The sequence below is a fragment of the Paenibacillus medicaginis genome (assembly GCF_042138635.1).
GTDB classification, from domain to species: domain Bacteria; phylum Bacillota; class Bacilli; order Paenibacillales; family Paenibacillaceae; genus Paenibacillus; species Paenibacillus medicaginis.
In genome coordinates this window covers 154792-178697 of sequence record NZ_JBHIRY010000002.1, presented here as the reverse complement: position 1 = coordinate 178697, position 23906 = coordinate 154792, and the positions used below count along the sequence as shown (strand labels likewise).

Here is a 23906-nt window from a genome sequence, read left to right as displayed (position 1 = left end):
TCGTTCCCCCCCATAAATGCAAACTGGACATGGGGAAATTCCGTGAAACCATGAAATCCGTTTACAAAGTATGTCATTCTGGGTATATTCATAAGGCATACTTTAATTTGTCATCCCTGATCCAACAAAATACATATATCAATTGAGGTGGACAGTTGTAATGAAAAAATGGTTATCTCCCGCACTATTGATGATCACCTTTTTGTTGGCCGCAATCGCGCATTATGCGCACTGGAATCCGATTCTCCAGTTTGTCATTGCAGCCATTGCCGTCATTTTTGTAGCCGGTTTTCTCGGGCGGGCCACGGAAAGCGTAGCCCATTACGCGGGACAGCGGCTGGGCGGATTTCTGAATGCGACATTTGGCAACGCGGCCGAACTGATCATTGCGATCTTTCTGATCAAGGAAGGCCTCTACGACATGGTTAAAGCAAGCTTGACCGGCTCCATTATCGGCAACCTGCTGCTTGTACTGGGAGCCAGTCTTTTTGCCGGGGGCTTGAAGTATAAAGTGCAAAATTATAATGTTTCGCTGGCCGGATTGAGCGGATCTCTGATGATTGTAGCGGTCATTTCCCTGTTCGTACCGGCTGTATTTCTGAACACACACTCCATTACAGAACCGGAAGCGGATACGCTCAGCCTGGTTGTGGCAGGTATTCTGATTCTCGCCTATTTGGCATGGCTGCTGTTCTCCATGATTACTCATAAGGATTACCTTGCCGATGTCACAGAAGATGAGGATCAGCAGCTCGCCCATGAGCATGAACCCGCCTGGTCCAAAGGCAGATCGATTCTCTATCTGGTATTGGCCACCGTTATGGTCGCCTTTGTCAGTGAGTGGCTGGTCGGTACATTGGAAACCTTCACGACCCAATTCGGTCTCAGTGAGCTGTTTGTGGGCGCATTCCTGGTTGCCATCATCGGCAACGCAGCCGAACACAGCGCAGCCATTCTGCTGGCTATGAAAAACAAAATTGGCGCTTCCGTCGAAATTGCCGTGGGCAGCAGCCTGCAGATCGCGCTTTTTGTTGCGCCTGTGCTGATTTTTGTCAGTTATTTTACAGGGGATACGATGGACATTGTCTTTTCAACCATCGAGCTTGTGGCCATAGCCGTTTCGGTGTTTATCGCCAAATCGATCACCCAGGACGGCTCAACCAACTGGTATGAGGGCTTGATGCTGCTCGTGGTATACGCCATGCTGGGCGTGTCTTTCTTCCTTGTATAGGGAATGCAAAAAAGCATGCAGCCAGATAACCGCATGCCTCTTCTATAATTGCTCGCGCCGGAGTTACTCTTCCTTTTTATTCATAGCCTCGTAGAGCATCGCAAGGTTCCGTTCCAGCTTGCTTACCAACTGTTTGCCCACCATTTCAGGGAGTAGTCCGGCACGGACGGCAAAATCGACTTCTTTGGAAAAGCCGTACATTTGAGTATCCAGCACTTCCTCGTAGAGAGGACAGTAACGGGTAGCCAGGTTTTCCATCTGCACTTCAATGAGCTTGTGTATTTTATCCGCATCTTCTTGAAGAAGAGTAATTGCTTTCAAATTGAGCTGTTCCTGTAAATCAGATGAAGTCACATTTTTCCCCCCTCTGTCTCGAAATCACATACGCGTCCTACAGTTCATATTAGACGAAATTGCTGGCTAATACAAGAACCTGCTAAAAAAAGCATCCCTGCCGGAACGGCAGGAATGCTTTTTATTACAGGCTTTTAAACTAGTCTTGCGCGATCGTAATTTTCAGACCATGCTTGGCGAACACGCCCGCCATCGCAATTTTCGCTGCGTCGGCATCCGGTCCATGCACATGAAGCTCATAGCTGTGGGTGTCCACCAGCGTAGTAAACAAGCCGAGAATACTTTTCACATCAATGTACTTGTTTTCAGAATGGAGCACGATGGATGAAGTAAATTTGCCGGCTGTCTGGGCAATTTCAACAACGGCCGCATTGTTTGACATAAGGAATCCCTCCGCTTTTCAACTCAGTGATCATGCAGTTTCACTTATTCATATATATAGTAATTACACCTACATGATACATTGAAATCGCTTTCCCAGCAACAATATTATGTTTATTTCAAGTTTTCCGGATTTAATGCCTCCAGCTCAGGCACAATAAAAATCCCGTCCTTGCGAATCAGCACATCGTCAAAATAAATTTCGCCGCCGCCGTAATCCGGACGCTGAATCAAAACCAGATCCCAGTGAATGGAGGAACGGTTTCCGTTATCTGCCGTTTCGTATGCCTGTCCGGGCGTGAAGTGCAGGCTGCCTGCTATTTTCTCATCAAACAAAATATCCTTCATCGGATGCAAGATGTAGGGGTTAAAGCCGAGAGCGAATTCGCCGATGTAGCGCGCCCCCTCGTCCGAGTTCAGAATCTCGTTGATCCGCTCCGTATTGTTGCTGGTGGCCTCCACGATTTTACCGTTCTCAAAACGGAATGTTACATTTTCGAAAGTAACGCCGTTGTACAGTGTCGCCGTATTATAGCTGATTGTTCCATTGACGGAATCGCGTACAGGTGCTGTATACACCTCACCATCAGGGATATTGCATTGACCAGAGCATTTGACGGCGCCAATTCCTTTAATGGAGAATGTGAGGTCTGTGCCAGGGCCGGTGATGCGAACCTTGTCGGTCCGTTTCATCAGGTTTGCCAGCGCATCCTGCGCCCGGTCCATTTTGGCATAATCCAGGTTGCAGACGTCGAAATAAAAATCTTCAAACGCCTCTGTGCTGGTGTTGGCCAACTGGGCCATGCTGGCATTCGGGTAACGCAGCACCACCCATTTCGTATGCTTCACTCTTTGCTCGCTATGTACCGGATGGGAATAAACGGAGTTGTACAGCTTCATGTTCTCTTCCGGCACGTCGGACAGGTCATTCACGTTCTCCCCTGCCCGGATGCCGATATAACAATCCATCTGCTTCATACGGTTCAGATCGATATCCGCCCAAATTTCCATTTGCTTGCGGGTAGCGTTCATAAGCATCGCCCGCTGCACCGTACGGTCTGTCAGCTGTACAAAAACGTTGCCGCCCTTCCGTCCTACTTCCTCAATAATGGCGTTCAGCAAGTCTCTCTCTGAACCGATCATTTCCACCAGCACGTTTTCGCCGGGCTGAACATCAACGGAATAACCGACCAGGTTTTGCGCCAGTTTTACAATTCGCGGATCTTTCATATGCAGGTCTCTCCTCTACATTGTGTTTATTAAACACTGGTAAATTCAGAACCCATTGTATCACGACCTGGCTTTTACTTATAGTCCCGAAAAAAAGTATCCGTCACCAGCGACTCCTCCTGCACCCCACCAACCTGATCCTGGTACAGGATATGGGTATCTGAAGACAGCCGCTGCGGCAAAAGAGTTCTGCGGTCTACTGTCAAATGATATACCGTACGCACCTGTGCGGCTTCCAGCCGACGGACAAGCTCGTCATTCGCCTTTTTCCATGCGGCATTCAGCTCGGTATTAAGCTTGCTGTGCTCCGGTGTGGGCTGTTTGGCGGCAAGCCGCCGGAATCTTCTGTTCACGTCGTCCATCTCTTTTTGCAGTTCAGCAGACATCCACTTTTTCGCATCCCTGTCGGACACCTCAATCCTGAACATCCGCGTGCCGCGCGGAGCCGCCTTTTCCAGGGTAATTTGCTTCTCCAGCTTGCCAAGCTCCTCCAGCCGGCTGACCGGATTCAGCCTCCCTGGTCTCCCCGCCATGGCATCTGTTCCTCCCCGCCAGGCTCCGCGGAGCCTGTAAAAGTTCTCGGTTAGACCCGATTTGCCCGTTTGTGCAGCGCTTGCCGCGGCTTCCATCTCTGCTCCTGCAGGGGCCACTGTGCTGACAGTAAGCTGGTCATGGCTGCGAAGCTTGCCCTCAAAATGCACCTGCTGGTGAAATTCGCCGCTGACACCCAAGCGCAGCCCCGACATCCCGTGAAATTGAAATTCTTCTTTGCCTGCGAGGCTGGACACCGCCAGGCTAAAATATTCTTCAGGGCTACGGCCGTTGTCCATAGGTGTGCAGCCTGTAATATACAAGGCGGTTAAGCAGATCAGGAAGGCAGCCGCTCCGGACACTGCTCTGAACATACATGACGCTCCTTCCGTTATCATTTCTGTCAGCGTAGTATCCTCTCCATACGCGCCAAAATATGCATCGAAAAATGAAAAAGATGGCGCCCGAAAGCGTCATCTTTCTTTGTTCGTTTTCAAAGTGAAACCGCCATATCTATGTCTATTCCGTCACCACCCGATTACGTCCCCTTGCTTTGGCACGATAAAGGGCCATGTCCGCTTTATTAAACAGGTTTTCAATACTGATATCTTCATCCTCACGACTCCAGGCCGCAATGCCGCAGGATACGGTCACGGCCGGTTCTATTTCTGCGGAAACCCTTGTCCTGATCAACTCCGCATACTGAACCGCCTGCTGAATTCCGGCTGCTGGCATATAAACAGCAATTTCTTCCCCTCCCCAACGCGCACATATGTCTCTTTCACGCACCGCAGCGCGTATGACGCGGCTTACATGCTCCAAAACCGAGTCTCCCTTCAGGTGACCGTAGGTATCGTTAATTTTCTTGAAGTGGTCAATATCCAGCAAAATCAGGGAACCACAGACATCATTCTTCTGATCGTCCATAATTTTTGCATTCAGGTACCGGCGGTTGTGGAGTCCGGTCACCATATCCGTATTAGCCAGTTGCTTTACCTGCGCATGCAGCGAAGCATTCATAATAGCAATGCCGATATGGGGCGTGAACATCTGCAGCAGCTTGTAGTTTTCATAGGAAAAATAATGGGGTTCACGGTGAGTGAGTAAAATCGCACCTTTTACTTTGCCATTGATCGTCAGAGGAACCCCCATAAGAGATCGTGACAGCGTATCCTCCATAAAAACCGAAATTGCAGGAGCTCGCTCCATATAATCTGCCAAAATAATCGGTTCCCCGGTCGTGTACAAAAGGCTCGAAAAGCCGTAATTAACGGGAAACATGCTCCCTTTGCTGTGTTCAAGAGTGCAGCCCATCACCTCAAAACAGTTATTATCCTCATTCAGCTGAACGATGCAGCAATGCTCGGCGCTGAATACGTTAATCAGTTCCTGCACGGCGAATGTGAAAATGTCGTTCAGCCTGAGGCTCCGGTTCAGCCGTTGTGCCAGCACATTGATCAGCCTCAGCTCATGGTTCAGCATATTGGACTGCTCCAGCAATTTGGCATTTTCGAACGCTGTACCGGCGGTATCCGCCAGCATCGTTATAAGATCCAGTTCCTCCTGCTCCGGGTACTTATAGTTGACCGGCAGCTCCATGAGAAAAACACCATAGATCCCTTGCTTTCCCCGCAAAGGTATGCCAAACTCAATAACCGTCCTGTCCGCTGCCTGGCCGCTGTTCTCCTCGTCCAAATTCCAGCTGGCCACAAGCGCCCCCTTTATGAATGCCCGCAGACATATATTATCCTCTCCCTGATGGAGCAGAAGCTGTTTTACGCGGGGATTGCTGCTGCGGTGGTCGTGGGACAGAAACAGGGTAAGCCGGACATTCGAAAACAAATTTTCAATGCTGCAGAACACCTCGTCAAGCACGGCATCCACATCGATTTTATCATGCATGTTTCTTGCAATCTGGAACATCGTGGAGCGCAGCTTCGCTTCCCTGTCCGATGAATTTCTTTTCTTCAGCGCAGTCGGCAAAAGCTGATATTCGAACTGCTGGTAGAAGCATGAGCGAAAATGAAGAGCAGTTGTTTCGAGCAGTTCAGGCTCAGGCAGTGCACCACCGGCCCGAGATGTAAAAACAAGCACCGCGAATAGTTCCCCATGATGTCTGCTCAATACCGGCAGGGCGGCAGCACAGCACCTGGAATCCGGTGCAGAGCGCTGCAATTTTCCTGACTCCAACACCTGTTTAATCAAAAGCCGCAATTCCTCGTCAGCCTGTCCCGGTTCGACCCTTGTTCCCATAGGTGTAAACACCGCCGTATCCAGTGCACTTATCCATTCCAGGCCCGAGCATTGCTGAAGCCATCTGGCATGCGCATATGACAAAAGCTCGTCAAGGTACGGAAAATCGAAGGAGGTTATGTCCATGTCGTTCAGATCCGGCAGTATTACCGGATACTCTGCCATGAACACACTTGATCGGCTAACGCTATCATCATCTCCGTCGTTATGACCCGTCATATGGAACTTTGACATGAAGGACACCGCCCTTTTTGCATTACTGATCTTGTGAAAATTGCATTTATCCGATCATGCTATATATTTTTTGGATGCAAATGAAACTGGCTTCTACTTATATTACCTTGTAATCTATGACTTTGCACCTACAATTTATAGTCAAAAAGACCTATCGACAAAAAACGACGCGTATTTTTCCAAAGTCCTAAATGATCGATATCCTTAGTTTTGCTTCTTTGAAAGCGCTTTGGCAGACGTTTTTCTTGTACGCTATTGACTTTAATTATCCATTTCATATAATATATATTGTTGATGAAGACTGTATCTGCCTATGGGCAGCAGTCTTAAATTTTGGGCGTAACAGTTGTGTCACCCTCATCTTTTTTGTTGCTGACAGGACAGCGGCTGAACTTTCCCGTCAGTTAGCGCGCATGGAATCCGGCGCCGAACAAAATGGAGCGCAAAGAGAAGCCCCACTCAAAATTTAATTATGAAGGAGTTAACTCTATAATGGCACGTTACACTGGTCCTAAATTTAAATTGAGCCGCCGTCTGGGCATCTCCCTGAGCGGTACCGGCAAAGAATTGAAACGCCCTTTCCCTCCGGGACAGCATGGTCCTAACCAACGCAGAAAAATGAGCAACTACGGCATGCAGCTGGCTGAAAAGCAAAAACTGCGTCACATGTACGGTTTGGGAGAGAAGCAATTCCGTACGCTCTTTAACAAAGCACAGCACATGCAAGGCATTGCCGGTGAGAACTTTATGTTCCTGCTGGAAAGCCGTCTGGACAACCTGGTATTCCGTCTCGGATTCGCGAATTCCCGTGCGGGCGCACGCCAGCTGGTATCCCATGGTCATGTGACTGTAAACGGCAAAAAAGTCGACATCGCTTCCTATCAAGTAAGCCTGGGCGACGTCATCGGTCTGCGTGAAAGAAGCCGCTCTTTGTCTTCCGTCAAAGAAGCTATTGACAACCGCAACCATCTTGCAGCTTACCTGGAGTACAACGATGCTGCAATGGAAGGCAAGTACATCCGCCTGCCTGAGCGCGCTGAGCTGTCCCAGGACATCGACGAGAAGCAAATCGTCGAATTCTACAACCGTTAATATTGGAAGTATTCGAAAGACCCCGGAATTTATTCCAGGGTCTTTTTTTGCTTTTCTGAAAAACGGGCCGACCAGATCATTCTGGCCAGCCCATTTATAGCTAATTTTTTTGAAGAAAGTTCAGATCAGCTTGAGCTTCGCGAATTTGCGTTTGCCAACCTGAATGATATCCCCGTCCTGTGGTGTATAATCCGCATTCGGATCCGCCCATTTTTCTTCATTAATCTTGACGGCCCCCTGCTGGATGCTCCGTCTTGCCTCGCCGTTGGAAGCAGCAAAGCCAAGCAGTGTCAGCAGCTTGATGACACGGATGCTTCCGTTCTCAAGCTCGCTAGCCCCCAAATTGAACTCCTCGATGTCTTCCGGAAGTGCGCGCTGCTGAAATACCGTAACGAAATGCTCCTGGGCTGCGCTTGCCGCCTCTTCCCCGTGGTACATCCGGACAAGGGTGCGGGCCAGCAGCATTTTGGCATCACGGGGATGCACACTGCCGTCCCTCAGTCCTTCCTCCATCTTCTTGAGCTCCTCGTTGGACGTATTGGTCGCCAGCTCAAAGTACTTGAGCATCAGCTCGTCCGGCACAGACATGGCTTTCCCGTAAATCTCATTCGGCTCTTCATTGATTCCGATGTAGTTGCCAAGGCTTTTGCTCATTTTCTGTACGCCATCCAGACCCTCCAGCAGTGGCAGCATCATGGTCGCCTGTGTATCCACACCGTATTCCTTCTGCAGCGTACGTCCCATAAGCAGATTAAACTTCTGATCCGTTCCGCCCAGCTCCACGTCGCTCTTCAGCGCGACCGAATCCATACCTTGCATGAGAGGATAGAAAAACTCGTGAATGCTGATCGGCAGACCGCCCTGGAAGCGTTTCGTGAAATCATCTCTTTCCATCATGCGGGCCACGGTCACTTTGGCAGAAAGGTTCACCACGTCTGCAAAGGTCATCGGCCCGAGCCACTCCGAATTGTAGTAAACATTCGTCTTCTCAGGGTCAAGAATTTTGAACAGCTGCTGCTTGTACGTCTCCGCATTGCGCTGCACATCCTCTTCAGACAGCTGCTTGCGCGTCTCGGATTTGCCTGTCGGGTCGCCGATCCGGCCTGTGAAATCCCCGATAATCAACTGTACCTGGTGGCCAAGCTCCTGAAACTGCCGCAGCTTGTGCATTACAACCGTATGTCCGATATGCAGATCCGGAGCCGACGGATCAAGCCCGAGCTTGACCTTCAAAGGCTCGCCGCTCACAACCGCTTTTGCGATTTTTTGCTTGAATTCATCCTCCGGAACGATTTCCACCACCCCGCGCGTCAAAATAGCGAGCTGGCGCTCCGTTTCCGCCTGCTGCGCAGGGGTAAGCTCTTCCCACTTCATAATTACAGATTCCTCCCCGTGTGTATAAAAATGCACAAAAAGGCCCCTTCCCATCCCAAGGGACGAGAAGGAGCCTGCTCGCGTTACCACCCTAATTAAAGCGCACGCCTGCAAAGGGCGACACACTTTCACTTCATTGCAATAACGGGTCTCTGCCCGGTACCGGACTACTACAGGAATGCTTGCCTCGCTTCCCTGTTCATCCGGACAGCTCCAGACGGTAATTCAAAGGAGGAACGTCTACGGTTCGCACCACCCACCGTCTCTCTGTGCACGCCTTGCCGCCTTCTACTTCAGTCTTTCCCAGCCTTTATCCATATGTACTTTAAACTACTTTGAACTATTTATAACATAATTTTTTTGTGCAAGTCAACGTACAGGAAGTCTGGCTTTCAGCTTATGGGTTAAAATTTCAATTTTATGCTATAATAGTGCCTGTTAAAAGGAGGAAAGCTTGATGGTTGATGAGAAAAAAATCCCCCCTGACCGACAGGGCTCCCGGGCAAAAACCATTTTTCGCAGGATCGGCGTCACTCTGAAATGGATCGTGGTGCTGGGCTGCATGGGCCTATTGTTCGCCGGTGGAGCCGTGTCAGGGTATGTGGCCTCCATCGTAAAGGATGAGCCTGTACGCAGCAGGGAAACGATCGAGCAAAAGGTGGGCGAAAATGCCATTACCGGATTCGCCTACTTTGAAGATGGCTCACCGATCGGGCAGCTCCGTACCGAAGAGGATAGGCGTCCTGTCACCTATGAGCAAATCCCGCAAATCGTCATCGATGCGGTTGTCGCCATTGAGGACAATCGTTTTTATGAGCATAAGGGCGTGGATTTATCGGGCACCCTGCGCGCAGTCAAACAAAAAGTGCTGAAGGAATCTGTCCAGACCGGCGGAAGCACGCTGACTCAGCAGCTGGCACGGCGCGTATTTCTGAATCTTGACCGTACCGAAGACCGCAAGATCAAAGAAATTTTGCTGGCGATGCGCCTGGAACGATTTATGACCAAGGAACAGATCATGACCGCTTATCTTAACAAGGTTCCTTTCGGCAACGGCTCCAACGGATACAATGTGTTTGGCATCAAGGCTGCAGCCAAGGGTATTTTTAACATTACCGATCTGAGCAAGCTGAACATTGCCCAAGCGGCGTATCTGGCCGGGCTCCCGCAGCTTCCGAGTACTTACTCCGCCTTTAACGGCAAAGGGGAATTTAACGAGTCGGCCTTTAACAAGGCCATGAACCGGCAGAAGCTGGTGCTCTCCCGCATGCTGGAGGAGGGCAAAATCGTCCGGGCGCAATATGATGATGCCCTGGCGTTCGATATCAAGAAATCGCTGGCAAAGAGAACAGTGAAGGCCTACAATACTTATCCGTATCTTATGATGGAAACCGAGCGGCAGGCTGCCCAGATCCTGATGTCTCTCCAGAAAGGGACGGAGCAGCAATCAGATACGGAAACGGAAACGGGAGAAGCGGCGGGCACAAATCAGACCGATCAGGAAGAAGCGCTGCAACAGCTGCGCACCGGCGGGTACAGAATTTATACGACCATTGATAAAACCGTGTATAAAACGATGCGAAGCATCGCCGAAAATGCCAACAATTTCTCGCCGACCAGCCAGACCAAAGGCATGGAACAGACGGCCGCCATGCTGATCAACCATAAGACAGGTGCAATTCTCGGCATGATTGAAGGCCGCGATTTTAATGAAGAGCAGATGAACTACGCCACACAGATGGTACGCCAGCCGGGTTCGGCCATGAAGCCGCTCGCAGCCTACTTGCCGGCACTGGAAGCCGGGCTGGTTCAACCGGGCAGCGTATTGGACGATGCTCCTATTATTCTTAAAGACGGAGTGAACGGATACCATATTCCGAAAAACTCCAATAACCGCTACGAAGGACTTGTAACGGCACGTCATGCGCTCAATAAATCAATCAACACGGTTGCGCTCAAAATATTCAATGATAAGGTAGGCATTGATAAAGCCTGGGGATTTGTCAAAAAGCTCGGTATTACTACTATTGAAGATAGTGATTACCAGGCCAAGACCGGTGTGCTCGGTGGGCTGAAGTATGGAGTTACCGTAGAGGAATTGACAAATGCCTACGGCGCGATCGCCAATGGCGGTGTATTCAATGATGCTTATATGATCAGCAAAATTGTCGATTCCAAAGGAAACATTGTCTACAAGCACGAAGCGAAGCCTGTGAAGGCATTCTCGCCACAAACCGCCTATCTGATGACAGACATGCTGAAAACTGTCGTGAGGGACGGTACAGGAGCGCTCGTTAACCGCAATTTCAAGCACAATGATATCCCGATCGCGGGCAAAACCGGAACGACCCAGTCATACACCGACGTATGGTTTCAAGGATTTACACCGGACGTCACGCTCGGCGTTTGGGTCGGATACAAGCAGCCGATCCACAAGCTCGAAACGAGTGCGCAGAAGGAACGGGCACGGCGGCTGTGGGCGACCATCATGAACGAGGTTGTTGATTCGGATCCACAGCTTTTCGAAGACCATGAATTCGAGAAACCGGACGGCATCGTGACCCGCACCGTGTCAGCATACAGCGGCAAGCTGCCAACTTCCTTGACGAACAGGTTCGTTACGGATATTTTCAATACCAAGTATGTGCCGACCAAAAGTGATGATGCGGTCGCAAGAGCAAAATATATTACGTACAACGGAGTCAACTATATTCCGCGTGACGGCACACCTGATGAATTCCTGAGCCAGCAGACCGTCATCAAACGTGAGAAACCGATCTCCGAGCTGATCAAGGAGCTGCAGAAAGCATTTTCCAAGATGAAGGAGCATAAATCGCTGTCCTATTATCTCCCGGCCGATGCTGACGATGAGCTTCCGACCCGGGTGGACCCAAGGAAGGACAACGGAAGAGACCCTGAGCCTCCTGCGAATGTCCAGGCAAGCCTTGAGGACGGAAAAGCGGTCATCTCCTTCTCTCCTAGCGGGGATGACGATGTCGTCGGTTACCGGCTGTACCGCTCCACCGGGGACGGCTTCAGCCCTACCGGTAAAATCGTTATGGCTGACGGCTCCAGAGTATTTACAGAATCGCCAGGGGAGTTTTATGTCACGGCAGTCGATGTTGCAGGGCGTGAATCGGCGCCTAGCACCAGCACCGCCACCGTACCGGATCCTGATCCGGTTCTGGACGATCCTGCTGCCGGTGAAGGTGAACAACCAAGCACCCCTCCTTCCGCTCCGGGGCAGCCTGTAGCGGAAGCAGCCGGCAATGGGATCAAGCTGCAGTGGGCTGCCAATGGACCTGAGCAAGGTATTATCGGCTATAACGTATATTACAGCGAGAACGGACAGGAGCCTTTTAATCTGGTCGGCTCCCCCCGTTTTACACAGTTCGACTACAACAAGGGCGGGAAAAAGAAGGCAAAAGGATGGTTCCGTATTACCGCAGTGAATGCACTGGGCGAGTCCCCTCCTTCATCTCCCGTTCATCAGCAAAACTAATGAGTATTAACAAGATAAAGGCAGACTTGGATCACAAAAAGAACCATTTATGATTTAAAAGAGCGAGTATCGGTGGTCGCATTTCCACCAATACTCGCTCTTTCTTCTTCAGTTTGACCCATTTGAGCCTTTTCTCACTCTTAAGTAGTCAGGCTCGCATCACCTCAACTCTAACCCCAGAACTATTCTAACGGTTGCCACAGCCTCTATTGATTCCAAAAATGTTGATTTTAAATTCTAGCGGTCGCCATGTCGCTTAATTCACTGAACCCGGACATTTTCGCCTGGATTAGGGCAAATAACAACGGTCACATCCGTTAGATTTAGAAAAGGCCCTTTTTACGTCAAATAGCGGCTACTACACCCGTTAGATTTCCAGCAGGAATAATAACGACTCGAAAACCCTGAGTTGCTACGGGAAGTCAGGAAAAGATCAGGGCTACAAGTCGCTACAAGTTGTCTTGTGCAAGAGAGAGCATGAAGTACAAACAGAGGAGAACAGGAGAATACTTGCTCCTGTTCTCCTCTTTTATGCAACACAGAAATCGCAGGAAATTGGCGATTTCTGTGTTTATTTTTAAGTTTGGGTGCGCAAGGAGCAGCGGAGAGGACGAAGCAATTCCGAAAAAGCGACAGCGTTCGCCTTTGACCCCAAATTTCTTCCTCATGAAGAATAATTCATTGAAATTTGGGGTCAACAGCGATTGTAGGAATGCTTCGTTCTCGGAGCCTCTCACAACTTGCGAAAGAAGTACCTCAGCCAATGTCATCAATCTTCAATAGTCGACAAATCTCCAGTAGGCAGCTCAAGCTCCCAGGCCTTCAGCACACGGCGCATGATTTTGCCTGAACGCGTTTTCGGCAGTTTATCTTTGAATTCAATTTCCCGCGGAGCGGCATGAGCCGACAGACCTCCCCTGACAAAACGGTAGATTTCCTCCTTCAGCTCTTCGGAAGGCTCATATCCTTCACGCAAAGCGATAAACGCCTTGATAATTTCACCACGCATCGGGTCAGGCTTGCCGATGACTCCCGCTTCCGCAACCGCCGGATGCTCAACCAGCTTGCTCTCCACCTCGAACGGTCCGATTCGTTCCCCGGAAGAATTGATGACATCATCAATTCTTCCCTGAAACCAGAAGTAACCGTCCTCATCCATATAAGCGGAATCTCCGGATACGTACCAGCCGCTGAAGCGGAAGTATTCATCATACTTCGCCGGGTTGTTCCAGATCTTTCGCATCATGGACGGCCAGCCCGTCCGGATTGCCAAATTCCCCATCTGGTTCGGCGGAAGGACATTGCCTTCGTCATCAAGGATAGCCGCTTCGATGCCGGGCAGCGGCTTACCCATGGAGCCAGGCTTAATAGCCATCTCCGGATAATTGCAGATCAGCTGCCCTCCGGTCTCCGTCATCCACCACGTGTCATGTATACGCTGTCCGTAAGCCTTCCAGCCCCAGCGTACCACTTCGGGATTGAGAGGTTCACCAACCGAGAGCACATGCCGCAGGCTGCTCAAATCGTATTTTTCGAGTATTTCCTCGTTTGCTCCCATCAGCATGCGAAATGCGGTAGGAGCGCTGTACCAGACGGTTACCTGATAACGTTCAATCGTTCTGTACCAGTTCTCCGGACTGAATCGCCCGCCCCGGATCACATTCGTGGCTCCGTTAAGCCAGGGGGCAAAGATCCCGTAGGAGGTCCCGGTTACCCATCCCGGGTCTGCCGTACACCAATAGATGTCATCCTCCCTGAGATCAAGCACCACCTTGCCTGTGTAATAATGCTGAATCATCGCATTCTGTACATGATATACTCCTTTGGGCTTCCCGGTCGAACCTGACGTATAGTGAATGATCAGCCCGTCCTCACGGTCCAGCCACTCAGGCTCAAATTCATAGGAAGCCTGCTCCATTTCGGCTTTGAAGTCGATAACGTCACCTGCCAATTGTGAGCTGTCCCTTACCACGAAGACATGCTTGAGCTCCGGCAGTTCATCTCTGGGGATGCGGCTGAGCAGCTCCGGAGTCGTCACAATGGCGACAGCGCCACTGTCCTCAAGCCGGTCTTTGACAGCCGTTTCCATAAACGCCTCAAAGAGCGGCCCTGCCACGGCTCCAACCTTCAGGATGCCCAAGAGGGCAATAATCAGCTCGGGCGAGCGTGGCATGAAAACAAATACCCGTTCCCCTTTAGCCACATTGTACTTGCGCAGCACATTGCCGAACCTGTTGGATTCCATGCAAAGCTGCATAAAAGTGTAGGACTCCTCCCGCTGTCCATCGCAGTAGAGCAGCGCGGTTTTATGGCCACGGCCTTCATAGACATGCCGGTCTATCGCTTCGTGAGCCATGTTCACCTTCCCTGTCCGGGACCAAGTAAAATGACTTTCGACATCCTCCCACTGAAAACGCTTGCAGGCCTGTTCATATGAACCCATGTTTGATGCGTAAACGACACTTTCCAGTTGCTCGCCCTTCATGACTTTCAGCCTCCTCTTGGTACAAATGTGAGTACAACTCATAGTCAGAACTTGCTTAATGAAGAATCCAGATACGCAGCCAAAAATATGAATTTTTTATGTCATCGACAGTATATCACAGGCAGACTGTGACGGTCATCCTTTTCAAGTCATTGTTTTTTTGTTATAAGTAGGTTGATACAGGGGAGTGCCAGTATGGTTGGGAAAGGAGCCTACAATGGAGCATACAAAGCTGTACAGGGTTCATGATATGGCTGCCCATCAAGGGAATTTGACCGTTGAAGGTCCGGTAGACGAATCCTGTCTGCGGGATCTGCTGATGCACGAACAGTTGGATGCGTTCCGCGTTCCGCGCGAGCAGCATCATGCTCTCATCGACATTGCCTCTCTGCCCGAAGGGCGCGTGATCATCGCAAGAGACGAACGCGTAATTATTGGTTATGTCACCTTTCATTATCCGGACGAGTGTGAACGCTGGTCGGAGGGCGGCATGAAGGATCTGCTTGAGCTTGGGGCAATCGAGGTAGCGGATAATTACCGTTCCGCAGGGCTGGGCAGGCAGATGCTGCGGGCGGCGTTTGAAGATGGACAGCTAGATGATTATATCGTATTTACGACAGAATATTACTGGCATTGGGATTTAAAAAACACGCAAATGAGCGTCTGGGATTACCGCAAAATGATGGAGAAGCTGATGAAAACGGTGGACATGGTCTGGTTTGCCACCGATGATCCTGAAATTTGCGCCCACCCGGCCAACTGTCTGATGGTGAGAATCGGAAACCGTGTGCCTCTCAGCTCAGCAGAGCAATTTGACCGGGTCCGCTTCCGCAACCGTTTTATGTATTGAATCATGTGTCAAAATGCTGAAGCATATATTCCACAATTTGATGTGAACGATATGAGGCCTCCACCGTAAATTCGGCAAAATTCACATGTGCTGAGCCATCCGCTTTATCGGACATGGAACGGAGCACAACAAACGGAACACCGTTCATGTGACAGGCTTGCGCCACCGCCGCTCCTTCCATTTCCGTACAGGCTCCGCCCATTTCCGTATACAGAGTGGTGACGGTCTCCCTGCTTGCCACGAACTGGTCACCGGAAAGCACCTTGCCGGTCAGATAACGGTCTCCTCTTGCCTTGCAGGCCATCTCGGCCAATTGAATCAACCGGCTGTCGGCCGCGAACTCGGAGATGTCCTGGTAAGGAATGATTCCACGTGCAAAACCGAGCGGCGTCACATCCATATCATGCTGCATACAGGTTGAAGAGATCACGATATCGCCGATATTCAATTCCGGATTCACCGCCCCGGCCACACCTGTAAAAATAACGCTGTTTACGCCGAACCTGTCAATCAGAATCTGTGTCGTGACCGCAGCGTTCACTTTGCCTACACCTGATTTGCATACAACGACACGATGACCGTGGAGCATACCCTCCGTATATGTAATGCCCGCCTTAACGGTCTTGCGTGCGGTCTGCATGCCTGACAGCAGCAGTTCTATTTCTTCGTCCATTGCGCCTATGAGACCAATGACCTGACTCATTCGTTCATCCCTCCTGCCTGTAAAATCCAATTTCAAAAATAAAAATGATTGAAAAAAGCCCCTTACGGAGCTCATTCAATGTTGTATGTCATGTTTAATCCAAATGACTGACGGACAGGCGCAGAATCGTTTCATGCGGCAGAATAACCCGCGGATTCTCGACATTTTCCTTCTTCATCAGTTTCGTCAAAAGACGCATGGCGACAGCCCCAAGATCATACATCGGTTGGGCTACCGTCGTCAGCTGCGGACGAACCATGGATGCCATGCGAATATTGTCCACACTGATAATGGAGAAATCATCAGGCACCCTAAGCCCCTCATCCTGAATGCTGTGAATCGCGCCAATGGCCATTTCATCTGTTGCAGCAAAGATGGCGGTTGGCTTCTTCTTCAGACCGAGGAAGTATTTCATGGCCTCGACCCCGGATTCATAGCGATAGTTGCCGATGCGAACAAGGTCTTCCTGATATTCGATCCCCGCTGCTTCGAGAGCTCTCTTATACCCCTGAAAGCGGGCATAACCGTTAGCCGGATCCTGCAGCGTGCCGCTGATCATGGCAATCTGGCGGTGTCCGTGGCGCACCAGGGTGCTCACTGCATCATAGGCGGCACTTTCATGGTCAATGTCAACGGACGGATACATGCCTTTCTCATCACTTGTCGCACACAATACAATAGGCACGGCCGCCGTCTGGAAAGCTTGAATATGCTCATCTGTTACAGTACCGCCCATAAAGAGAAGTCCATCCACTTGCTTCTCCAGCAGGGTGTTGATGACGCGGATCTCTTTCTCCTTGCGCTTATCGGCATTGCACAAAATAATATTATAGTGATACATGTTGGCGATATCTTCAATTCCACGCGCGATTTCAGCAAATATGGAATTGGATATATCGGGAATCACAACGCCGACCGTCGTGGTTTTCTTGCTCGCCAGTCCGCGTGCAACCGCATTCGGCCGGTATCCCAGCCGCTCGATAGCCTCATATACTTTCTTGCGGGTTTGCGGTTTTACATTCGGGTTATTGTTGACTACACGGGATACCGTCGCCATTGAAACGCCGGCTTCGCGAGCAACATCATAGATGGTTACCGTCACATTCCTTCTCTCCATTGCCGATAAATTTTCATTTCATGACCCAGCTACCAATTAAAAACATGATACGACAAAAGACCACATTATGCAATCAGAGTGCGGTCAGATACGACCTAGCTCCTCCTGCAATCTGACACTTGTAATGCTGCCATGGGAGGTATCCCACACGGCCTTTCCGTCTTTGACCAGAATAACTTGTGGCGACTCATGCTTCACATTCAGCCTTGCCGCAGCCTCGTTAGAGACAGGACGATCCTCAACCACGTAAATGATACCGTATTCAACATTAGACACAGGTGCCCCTTGGAGATAGGCTTCCATCTCATAGTTCGCTCTTGCACTGATTGGACAGCGCGTACTGTGCTTGAACAGCAGCAGCGGCTTCCCGGCCGAAGCTGTCAACGCACCGTCCAAATGTTCGATCGTGCTCAACTTTTTCATGGTTGCCATTGGACATACATTCCTTTCCCATCAAAGAGTCTTAAGACTACGGTAAGAAACGACGTGCTTTCACAGAAGACAGACCGCTTTTAGCGAAGGTTTTTCTTGCGATTAAAGAAAGCCTCAGCACCGCTGAAAACTTATACTTTCTTTAATCTTAACAAAAAGCTTATGTAAAATCCAATGATGTCCATGAAAATTTTCATATATTCATCTTTTTATGTCTGATAACAGCAGGTCGGGTGCCGCCATAGACAGTTGCTTAAGCCTGCTTTCCACCTCATTCATCCAGCGGGTATCCCCGGAATCACTGGCAAAGCGGTATAAATCAAGCAGCAAATTAATGCGCTCCTGCCTGGCCTCCTCCAGCGGCTGATCCCACTCCTCAAGCTCGTGGTCTTCCGAGTTCATGAGCACTTGTCGAATGACATCTGCCCATTCATGGATTTCCGTAAATGAAATTTGTTTTACTGCAGGTTCCTCATCCGTTGTTTTTATGAGCCTCTTGATATCATCCGCCACCTGAGCCGGTACTTCACTTTCAGTACAGCTAAGGCAGGTCAACACGGGCACATGCCTGATTTCCATCTTTTGTCCGTAAACCAAGGTCCTAAGTTCCAGGTTCATGCTTGCGCCGCATTCACAAAGCTTGCGCATTTTAACACCCCATTAAACATCATTTGCAGTTTTACGCATATGTATTTCTCTAAACTCAATTCGACCCGACTAACCTCAATTCCTTCTCTACACAAGGAATTGAACAAATTACCATAGGAGATCGGAAAATCCATGTCTTTTTCTGTCGAATCAGCGCATCGATTAAGAGTCGTGCCAGCCTGAACATGGACTTGCGCTGCCATTTTTCTTAAAATGAAGTGGATCGGCATTTCAGGAACAAACTACGGAGAGGGAGAGTGTAAAAATGAGGCTTGCAGGCAAGAAAGTGATTGCCCTCGTCGATGAGGAATTCGAGGATCTTGAGCTTTGGTATCCGGTGTACCGTGTTCGTGAGGAAGGAGCGGAGGTTCATCTCGCTGGTGCTGAGAAAGGCAAAACCTATACTGGCAAGTATGGGGTCCCTGTAAAGGCGGATTATGCTTTTGACGAACTGGACAGCAAAGACTATGACGGCATTCTCGTACCGGGAGGCTGGGCGCCGGACAAGCTGCGCCGGTATCCCAAGGTGATACAGCTCGTACAGGAAATGCACAGGGACCGGAAAGCGATCGGTCAAATCTGCCATGCGGGCTGGGTGCTTATTTCCGCCAAAATTCTGGACGGCGTTACCGTGACATCCACCCCGGGCATACGGGATGATATGGAGAATGCAGGTGCCGTGTGGAAGGATGAAGCCGTGGTCCGGGACGGACATATCATCTCCGCCCGGCGTCCGTCCGATCTCCCGCCATACGGCCGCGCTTTCTGTGATTTTCTGGCGGGTGAGTGAGCCGACCAGCAGAATAGCAGTAGAATATTTAACAATCAGAGAACGACATATTCGGTGAAGCACACCTCTTAAAGTTACATTGGTCCCCCAGGGATAAAACCAATTAACCTTAAGAGGTTTTTTATGCGCATATTCAAGCCTAGACTGAATCCCACTGACATACGGATATTAATTTTGGACAAGGCAATACTGGAGGTTAAATAATGGCAGATTGGTGGCTGGAAGGCCCAAACGGTTCATTGTATAAAGCTTTCTTTTTACCGGTGTCTTCCGGTGATTTGAGTGCTATGAAATGGACTAGAAACATCATATGGAGAAACGAACTCGATCATCCGGAAAGAAACGTATTCAAACTAGTTGATGAAAAAACAGAATTCATTAACGGGGCCATTTCATTGTCAGATAAAGGCGATCATATTTTTATCCATTTAATTGAAGCTGCCCCGAGGAATCGATATGGCGTATTTCCGCCGAGGCCATACATCAATGTTGCCCGCTTGATGATGGCCTTTGCAGGAAAAGTTAGCTTTGACTACGGTTATGAAGGTTTTTTAGCACTAACTCCTAAAACAAAACTGCTCAGATACTACATAAAAAAATATAATGCTTTCCTGCTGCCAGGTCGTAATGTAGGTATAGATGGTACTGTCACTTCTCGATTGATTGGGTTATACTATCGTTAAAGGATGTGATCACATGTCTTCAAAAAAAACATTATTGGCCGCACACAAAAATATTCGACAGGCTGCGGATGCCGGCAGGATCAGTCGAGAAACATATACAAAGCGGAATTTGTCATCAATACCCAGCATTACGGCCGGTATAAAGATAAGTAGAACTGTTGATCCCACGGGAGTCTTAGCTGGACCAGGTGATCACACGCCGGAATCAAAAGCAGCCATGTCAGCGTTTATTCGTAAAAGAAAAGCGGAAATATCAAATTAAAATTTCACCTAATTAGAAAGGACCTCAACCCCACTGATTGCGGAGTTTGAGGTCCTTTTGTTCATTTTTGGGACATTACGTTCTGAACTGACAGTTGAGGCTGCTTCTTTGATGACCAAGTACGGCACTACGGATTCAAAGGCACACCGCTCGCTGCTGCCGCAAGCTTCTGCTCGATCAAGGCCGCTTTGGACAGCTTCATGCATTCTTGAGCCGTACGTCTCGCATCCGCTGCCGTCGTATTCAGCAGCCTGTGCTTGACACGAAGCAAAGACTGCGGCGACATGCTCAGCTGCCGGATGCCGAGCTCCAGCCAGAGCGGGATGGAACGCTCGTCCCCGGCCATTTCCCCGCACACGCTGACACTGATGCCCGCTCCTTTGGCAGCCTCGGCCGTCATGCGCAGCATACGGAGCACCGCCGGATGATAGGGGTTGTACATATGGGCAATCTGCTCGTTCATGCGGTCGACCGCCAACACATACTGCACCAGATCATTCGTGCCGATGCTGAAAAAGTCCACCTCACGCGCCAGCTCCTCGGCAATGAGGACGGCGGCGGGAATCTCGATCATGATCCCCTTTTCGGTATTTTTGTTGTAGGTTATGCCGCGTCCGTCCAGTTCCTCCATCGCTTCCTTCATAACGGCCTTGACCTGCAGCAGTTCCTCGATGGAGGAAATCATCGGAAACAGAATTTTAACCTGTCCAAAGGCGCTTGCCCGCAGAATGGCGGTCAGCTGCGTTTTGAACAAATCCTTGCGGTCCAGGCTGATCCGGATGCCGCGATAGCCAAGGAAAGGATTCTCCTCCTCCTGTAACTGCAAATAATCGAGCTGCTTATCGGCTCCGATATCAAGGGTACGAATGACGACCGGATGCCCGCCCGCCTTCTCGGCGACAAGCCGGTACACGTTAAACTGCTCCTCTTCGCCGGGGAAAGCAGGCCGATCCATGTACAGGAATTCTGTCCGGAACAGCCCGACGCCCTGAGCGCCGTTTCTGATGGCTGCCTCCATGTCCTTGACCGAACTGATATTGGCGGACAGTCTGATCGTTTCTCCGTCCTTCGTGATGGCCTCAACGGAAGCCAGCAGCTGCAGCTGCTCCTTTTTGCGCTGCTGTTCATTCCGCAGCTCGGTATACCGCTCCAGAACAGGCTGCTCCGGATTGACGAACACCCGCCCGTTGTCCCCATCGACAATCATCATATCCCCGGTTTGGACGGGCAGATTGCTGCTGCTTTCCAGACCGGACACCAGTGGAATGCCGAGCGCTCTCGCCATGATGGCCGAATGGGAGGTTTTCCCACCGCTCATCGTCACAATACCCAGAACATTGCCGGGATTCAGATGCGCCAGCTGGGAGGGCGACAGTTCCTTGGCTACCAGAATGTACGGCTGTGTATCCTTCGGAAGCGTAACCTCGGGCGCACCGAGCAGATGCTTCAGCAGACGGTTGCCCACATCCTTGATATCCATGGCCCGTTCCTTCATATATTCATCGTCCAGCAGATCAAACATGGCTACAAAATGGTCGATGGCTTCCTTCACCGCCACCTCGGCCGCTTTGTACTGCCGTTCAATGATGCCGTGAACCTCATTCATGAACGCCGGATCATCCAGAATAGCCAAATGCGCATCAAAAATGCTGGATTCCTCCGGTCCGACCATTTCGCGAAATTCATTTTTGATCAGCTTGATTTCGTCCTTGGACGTGCGAATGCCTTCATACAATCTTTCAAATTCCTTGGCCAGATCCACCGGGTCCATCTTCTGCTCGGTCAGGTCCCATTCCCAGCTCGGCAGGACAAAAGCCTTGCCGATCGCAACGCCCGCGGCGGCGCCAATGCCGTCTATCATGATTCTACCCCTCCAACATTCCTATCGTGCAGTACAACGGACATCACCGATGCCTGACCTTTTTTTACATGCTTAAATGGCGCATAGCTCCAGGACTTCACGCGGTCCGGATTCGTGATCACCATCGGTGTCACGAGTGAAGCAGCCTGCTCGCGGAGCGCCTGCAAATCAAATTTGATCAGCAGCTGCCCCGGCTCCACCGTATCCCCGGCCCCCACCAGGGCGTTAAAGTACCCCTTGAGCTGGGACGTATCAATCCCGATATGGAGCAGCACCTCAATCCCCTCGGGTGTCGATATGCCGATGGCGTGCATGGTCGGATAAATATGCATAACCGTGCCGTGCACGGGCGACACCAGCTCGCCTTTTTCGGGAATAAAAGCAACCCCGTCCCCAACCAGCTTGGCCGCGAAAATTTGATCAGGCACCTCCTGGATCGGCAGCATTTTGCCCTGCACGGGAGCGTTGAACATGACCTGTGGAAGATCCCGCTCCATCAGCTTGGCGATTTCCTCGCGGATCAGCTCCGAATAGGTGCCGAACACGACCTGAACGTTGCCTCCGCCCAGCTTGATCAACCCGGCGGACCCTAGCGCTTTCATGGCGCCTGTATCGATCAGACGATCATTATGCACCGTAAGGCGCAGCCTGGTGATGCAGGATTGAAGCTGAATGATATTTTCCTTGCCGCCAAGCGCCTCTAGAATTAATGGAGCTCTGTATGGTATGCCCCCGGCCCAGTCGTCCAGCATGGAGCCTTCTTCCCTGCCGGGCGTCGGAATCCGGAACGTCCGGATAGCCCAGCGGAACAGGACATAATAGACAAGCCCGTACACAACCCCGACGGGAAGCAGCAGCCATGCGTTATGGGACAGATGAAAATTAAGCACATAATCGATAAATCCAGCCGAATAGGAGAACCCGTGCCTGATGTCCAGCGCATAGGTAACCCACATTGCAATTCCGGACAAAACAGCATGAAGCATAAACAGATAAGGAGCAGCGAACAGGAATGCAAACTCAATCTGCTCCGACACGCCGGTCAGGAAACACACAAATGCGGCGGTCAGAAATGTTTTTCTGATTTTCGGCTTCAAGTCCTCTCTCGCTTCATGAATGATGGCCAGCGCAATCGCCGGCAGCGCAAACATCATGATCGGGAACAAGCCGGACATGAAGTATCCCGCAGTTGGATCTCCGGCAAAGAAGCGCGGAAGGTCCCCCTGCACCAGATTTCCGTCGGTCGTCTCATATGTACCAAGCTGAAACCAGAATATGTTGTTAAGCAAATGATGCAGGCCGAATGCAACCAGAATCCTGTATAAGACGCCATACAAAAATAAGCCGAAGCCGCCCATCATCCCCTCCATGGAGGCAAGCCGTACAAGAGCGCCCTGCAGCACAGGAGCGATGCCCAGCATCAGAAAGGCGAATACGGCCGAAAAGAGGCCGATAAACAGCAATACAAACCGCGATCCGCCGAAAAATTGCAGTACCTCCGGCAGCTTGATGCTCTTAAACCGATTATGCGTAAACCCGGATATAACGCCCAGAATAATACCGATCAGTGTGGCGGGATGCACCGTCCCGCTGCCGAAATGCTTCGTTACCTGATCATATATCGCCATTCCGGCCAACGCGGCCAGTCCGGCCTGCCCCGCCTGGTCGGACATGCCCAGAGCCACGCCGACAGCAAAAATATAAGGCAAAAAATTAAAAATGCCGTGACCTGCGGCTTCAGCCACTTCACCGACGGCAGGCAGCCCCCAGCCTGCCCAGGGAAGACTCGCCAAACTCAGGAGAATAGCCGCCGCCGGCAGTACCATCGTCGGAAGCATAACTGCACGCCCCAACTGCTGAAGCGATCCGAGCCAGTTCATGGCGATCCTCTCC

General features: G+C 50.5%; 20 protein-coding genes and 1 other annotated feature. Of the genes, 7 read left to right on the top strand and 13 right to left on the bottom strand.

Annotated elements, in window-relative coordinates:
• Nucleotides 1–160 precede the first annotated feature (160 nt).
• On the top strand, nt 161–1231 hold the full coding sequence (cax, locus tag ACE5LO_RS03370; RefSeq protein WP_375518656.1) for a calcium/proton exchanger: 1071 nt from the start codon (nt 161–163) through the stop codon (nt 1229–1231).
• A gap of 63 nt (nt 1232–1294) precedes the next feature.
• Here the strand turns inward: cax and ACE5LO_RS03365 are convergent, their stop codons facing one another.
• The 5 genes from ACE5LO_RS03365 to ACE5LO_RS03345 form a co-directional block, all read right to left on the bottom strand.
• Nucleotides 1295–1585, bottom strand: a complete 291-nt coding sequence (locus tag ACE5LO_RS03365; RefSeq protein ID WP_375353929.1) for an Fpa/YlaN family protein — start codon at nt 1583–1585, stop codon at nt 1295–1297.
• A 139-nt stretch (nt 1586–1724) separates the two neighbouring features.
• The gene (locus tag ACE5LO_RS03360; protein ID WP_375353928.1) at nt 1725–1967 is read right to left on the bottom strand and encodes an HPr family phosphocarrier protein; all 243 of its coding nucleotides are present in this window, start codon (nt 1965–1967) and stop codon (nt 1725–1727) included.
• A gap of 113 nt (nt 1968–2080) precedes the next feature.
• Nucleotides 2081–3196 (bottom strand): aminopeptidase, encoded by a 1116-nt coding sequence (locus ACE5LO_RS03355; protein ID WP_375518655.1) that lies wholly within the window; start codon nt 3194–3196, stop codon nt 2081–2083.
• A 74-nt stretch (nt 3197–3270) separates the two neighbouring features.
• Nucleotides 3271–4101, bottom strand: coding sequence for a hypothetical protein (locus ACE5LO_RS03350; protein ID WP_375518654.1), 831 nt, complete (start codon nt 4099–4101; stop codon nt 3271–3273).
• Nucleotides 4102–4246: 145 nt separating this feature from the next.
• Nucleotides 4247–6214 (bottom strand): sensor domain-containing diguanylate cyclase, encoded by a 1968-nt coding sequence (locus ACE5LO_RS03345; RefSeq protein ID WP_375518653.1) that lies wholly within the window; start codon nt 6212–6214, stop codon nt 4247–4249.
• Nucleotides 6215–6706: 492 nt separating this feature from the next.
• On the opposite strand from ACE5LO_RS03345, the gene rpsD reads away from it, so the two are divergent.
• Nucleotides 6707–7306 carry a 30S ribosomal protein S4 gene (gene rpsD / locus ACE5LO_RS03340; protein ID WP_375518652.1) on the top strand — a complete coding sequence of 200 codons (600 nt, stop codon included), beginning with the start codon at nt 6707–6709 and terminating at the stop codon, nt 7304–7306.
• 120 nt (nt 7307–7426) lie between these two features.
• Here rpsD and tyrS read toward each other — a convergent pair whose 3' ends face one another.
• Complete coding sequence (gene tyrS / locus ACE5LO_RS03335) at nt 7427–8680, bottom strand: tyrosine--tRNA ligase (RefSeq protein WP_375518651.1); 1254 nt, start codon at nt 8678–8680, stop codon at nt 7427–7429.
• Between the two features lie 55 nt (nt 8681–8735).
• Nucleotides 8736–8994 (bottom strand) — a binding site (T-box leader).
• A gap of 143 nt (nt 8995–9137) precedes the next feature.
• Between tyrS and ACE5LO_RS03330 the strand changes: the two genes are divergently transcribed.
• Nucleotides 9138–12182 (top strand): transglycosylase domain-containing protein, encoded by a 3045-nt coding sequence (locus ACE5LO_RS03330; RefSeq protein WP_375518650.1) that lies wholly within the window; start codon nt 9138–9140, stop codon nt 12180–12182.
• Nucleotides 12183–12951: 769 nt separating this feature from the next.
• On the opposite strand, the gene acsA is transcribed toward ACE5LO_RS03330, so the two are convergent.
• Nucleotides 12952–14667, bottom strand: a complete 1716-nt coding sequence (gene acsA / locus ACE5LO_RS03325; protein WP_375518649.1) for an acetate--CoA ligase — start codon at nt 14665–14667, stop codon at nt 12952–12954.
• A 217-nt stretch (nt 14668–14884) separates the two neighbouring features.
• On the opposite strand from acsA, the gene ACE5LO_RS03320 reads away from it, so the two are divergent.
• Nucleotides 14885–15517: a GNAT family N-acetyltransferase gene (locus tag ACE5LO_RS03320; RefSeq protein ID WP_375518648.1), complete on the top strand. Its 633-nt coding sequence runs from the start codon at nt 14885–14887 to the stop codon at nt 15515–15517.
• Between the two features lies 1 nt (nt 15518).
• On the opposite strand, the gene ACE5LO_RS03315 is transcribed toward ACE5LO_RS03320, so the two are convergent.
• The 4 genes from ACE5LO_RS03315 to ACE5LO_RS03300 all read right to left on the bottom strand — a co-directional run bounded on the left by ACE5LO_RS03315 (nt 15519) and on the right by ACE5LO_RS03300 (nt 18387).
• The gene (locus ACE5LO_RS03315; protein WP_375518647.1) at nt 15519–16220 is read right to left on the bottom strand and encodes a 5'-methylthioadenosine/adenosylhomocysteine nucleosidase; all 702 of its coding nucleotides are present in this window, start codon (nt 16218–16220) and stop codon (nt 15519–15521) included.
• A gap of 94 nt (nt 16221–16314) precedes the next feature.
• Nucleotides 16315–17322, bottom strand: a complete 1008-nt coding sequence (ccpA, locus tag ACE5LO_RS03310) for a catabolite control protein A (protein WP_375353915.1) — start codon at nt 17320–17322, stop codon at nt 16315–16317.
• A 99-nt stretch (nt 17323–17421) separates the two neighbouring features.
• A complete protein-coding gene (gene ytxJ / locus ACE5LO_RS03305) occupies nt 17422–17769 on the bottom strand; it encodes a bacillithiol system redox-active protein YtxJ (protein WP_375518646.1) in 348 nt (115 codons plus the stop codon).
• Nucleotides 17770–17970: 201 nt separating this feature from the next.
• Nucleotides 17971–18387, bottom strand: a complete 417-nt coding sequence (locus ACE5LO_RS03300; RefSeq protein WP_375518645.1) for a hypothetical protein — start codon at nt 18385–18387, stop codon at nt 17971–17973.
• A gap of 295 nt (nt 18388–18682) precedes the next feature.
• Here ACE5LO_RS03300 and ACE5LO_RS03295 point away from each other — a divergent pair, with 295 nt between their 5' ends.
• The 3 genes from ACE5LO_RS03295 to ACE5LO_RS03285 all read left to right on the top strand — a co-directional run bounded on the left by ACE5LO_RS03295 (nt 18683) and on the right by ACE5LO_RS03285 (nt 20152).
• On the top strand, nt 18683–19207 hold the full coding sequence (locus ACE5LO_RS03295; protein ID WP_375518644.1) for a type 1 glutamine amidotransferase domain-containing protein: 525 nt from the start codon (nt 18683–18685) through the stop codon (nt 19205–19207).
• Nucleotides 19208–19410: 203 nt separating this feature from the next.
• Nucleotides 19411–19890, top strand: a complete 480-nt coding sequence (locus tag ACE5LO_RS03290; protein ID WP_375518643.1) for a hypothetical protein — start codon at nt 19411–19413, stop codon at nt 19888–19890.
• A gap of 13 nt (nt 19891–19903) precedes the next feature.
• The gene (locus ACE5LO_RS03285; RefSeq protein ID WP_375518642.1) at nt 19904–20152 is read left to right on the top strand and encodes a hypothetical protein; all 249 of its coding nucleotides are present in this window, start codon (nt 19904–19906) and stop codon (nt 20150–20152) included.
• A 127-nt stretch (nt 20153–20279) separates the two neighbouring features.
• Here ACE5LO_RS03285 and ptsP read toward each other — a convergent pair whose 3' ends face one another.
• Both ptsP and ACE5LO_RS03275 read right to left on the bottom strand, forming a co-directional pair.
• A complete protein-coding gene (ptsP, locus tag ACE5LO_RS03280) occupies nt 20280–22013 on the bottom strand; it encodes a phosphoenolpyruvate--protein phosphotransferase (RefSeq protein WP_375518641.1) in 1734 nt (577 codons plus the stop codon).
• Nucleotides 22010–23893 carry a glucose PTS transporter subunit IIA gene (locus ACE5LO_RS03275; protein ID WP_375518640.1) on the bottom strand — a complete coding sequence of 628 codons (1884 nt, stop codon included), beginning with the start codon at nt 23891–23893 and terminating at the stop codon, nt 22010–22012. Before ACE5LO_RS03275 ends, ptsP begins: the two co-directional genes overlap by 4 nt.
• Between the last annotated feature and the right edge of the window lie 13 nt (nt 23894–23906).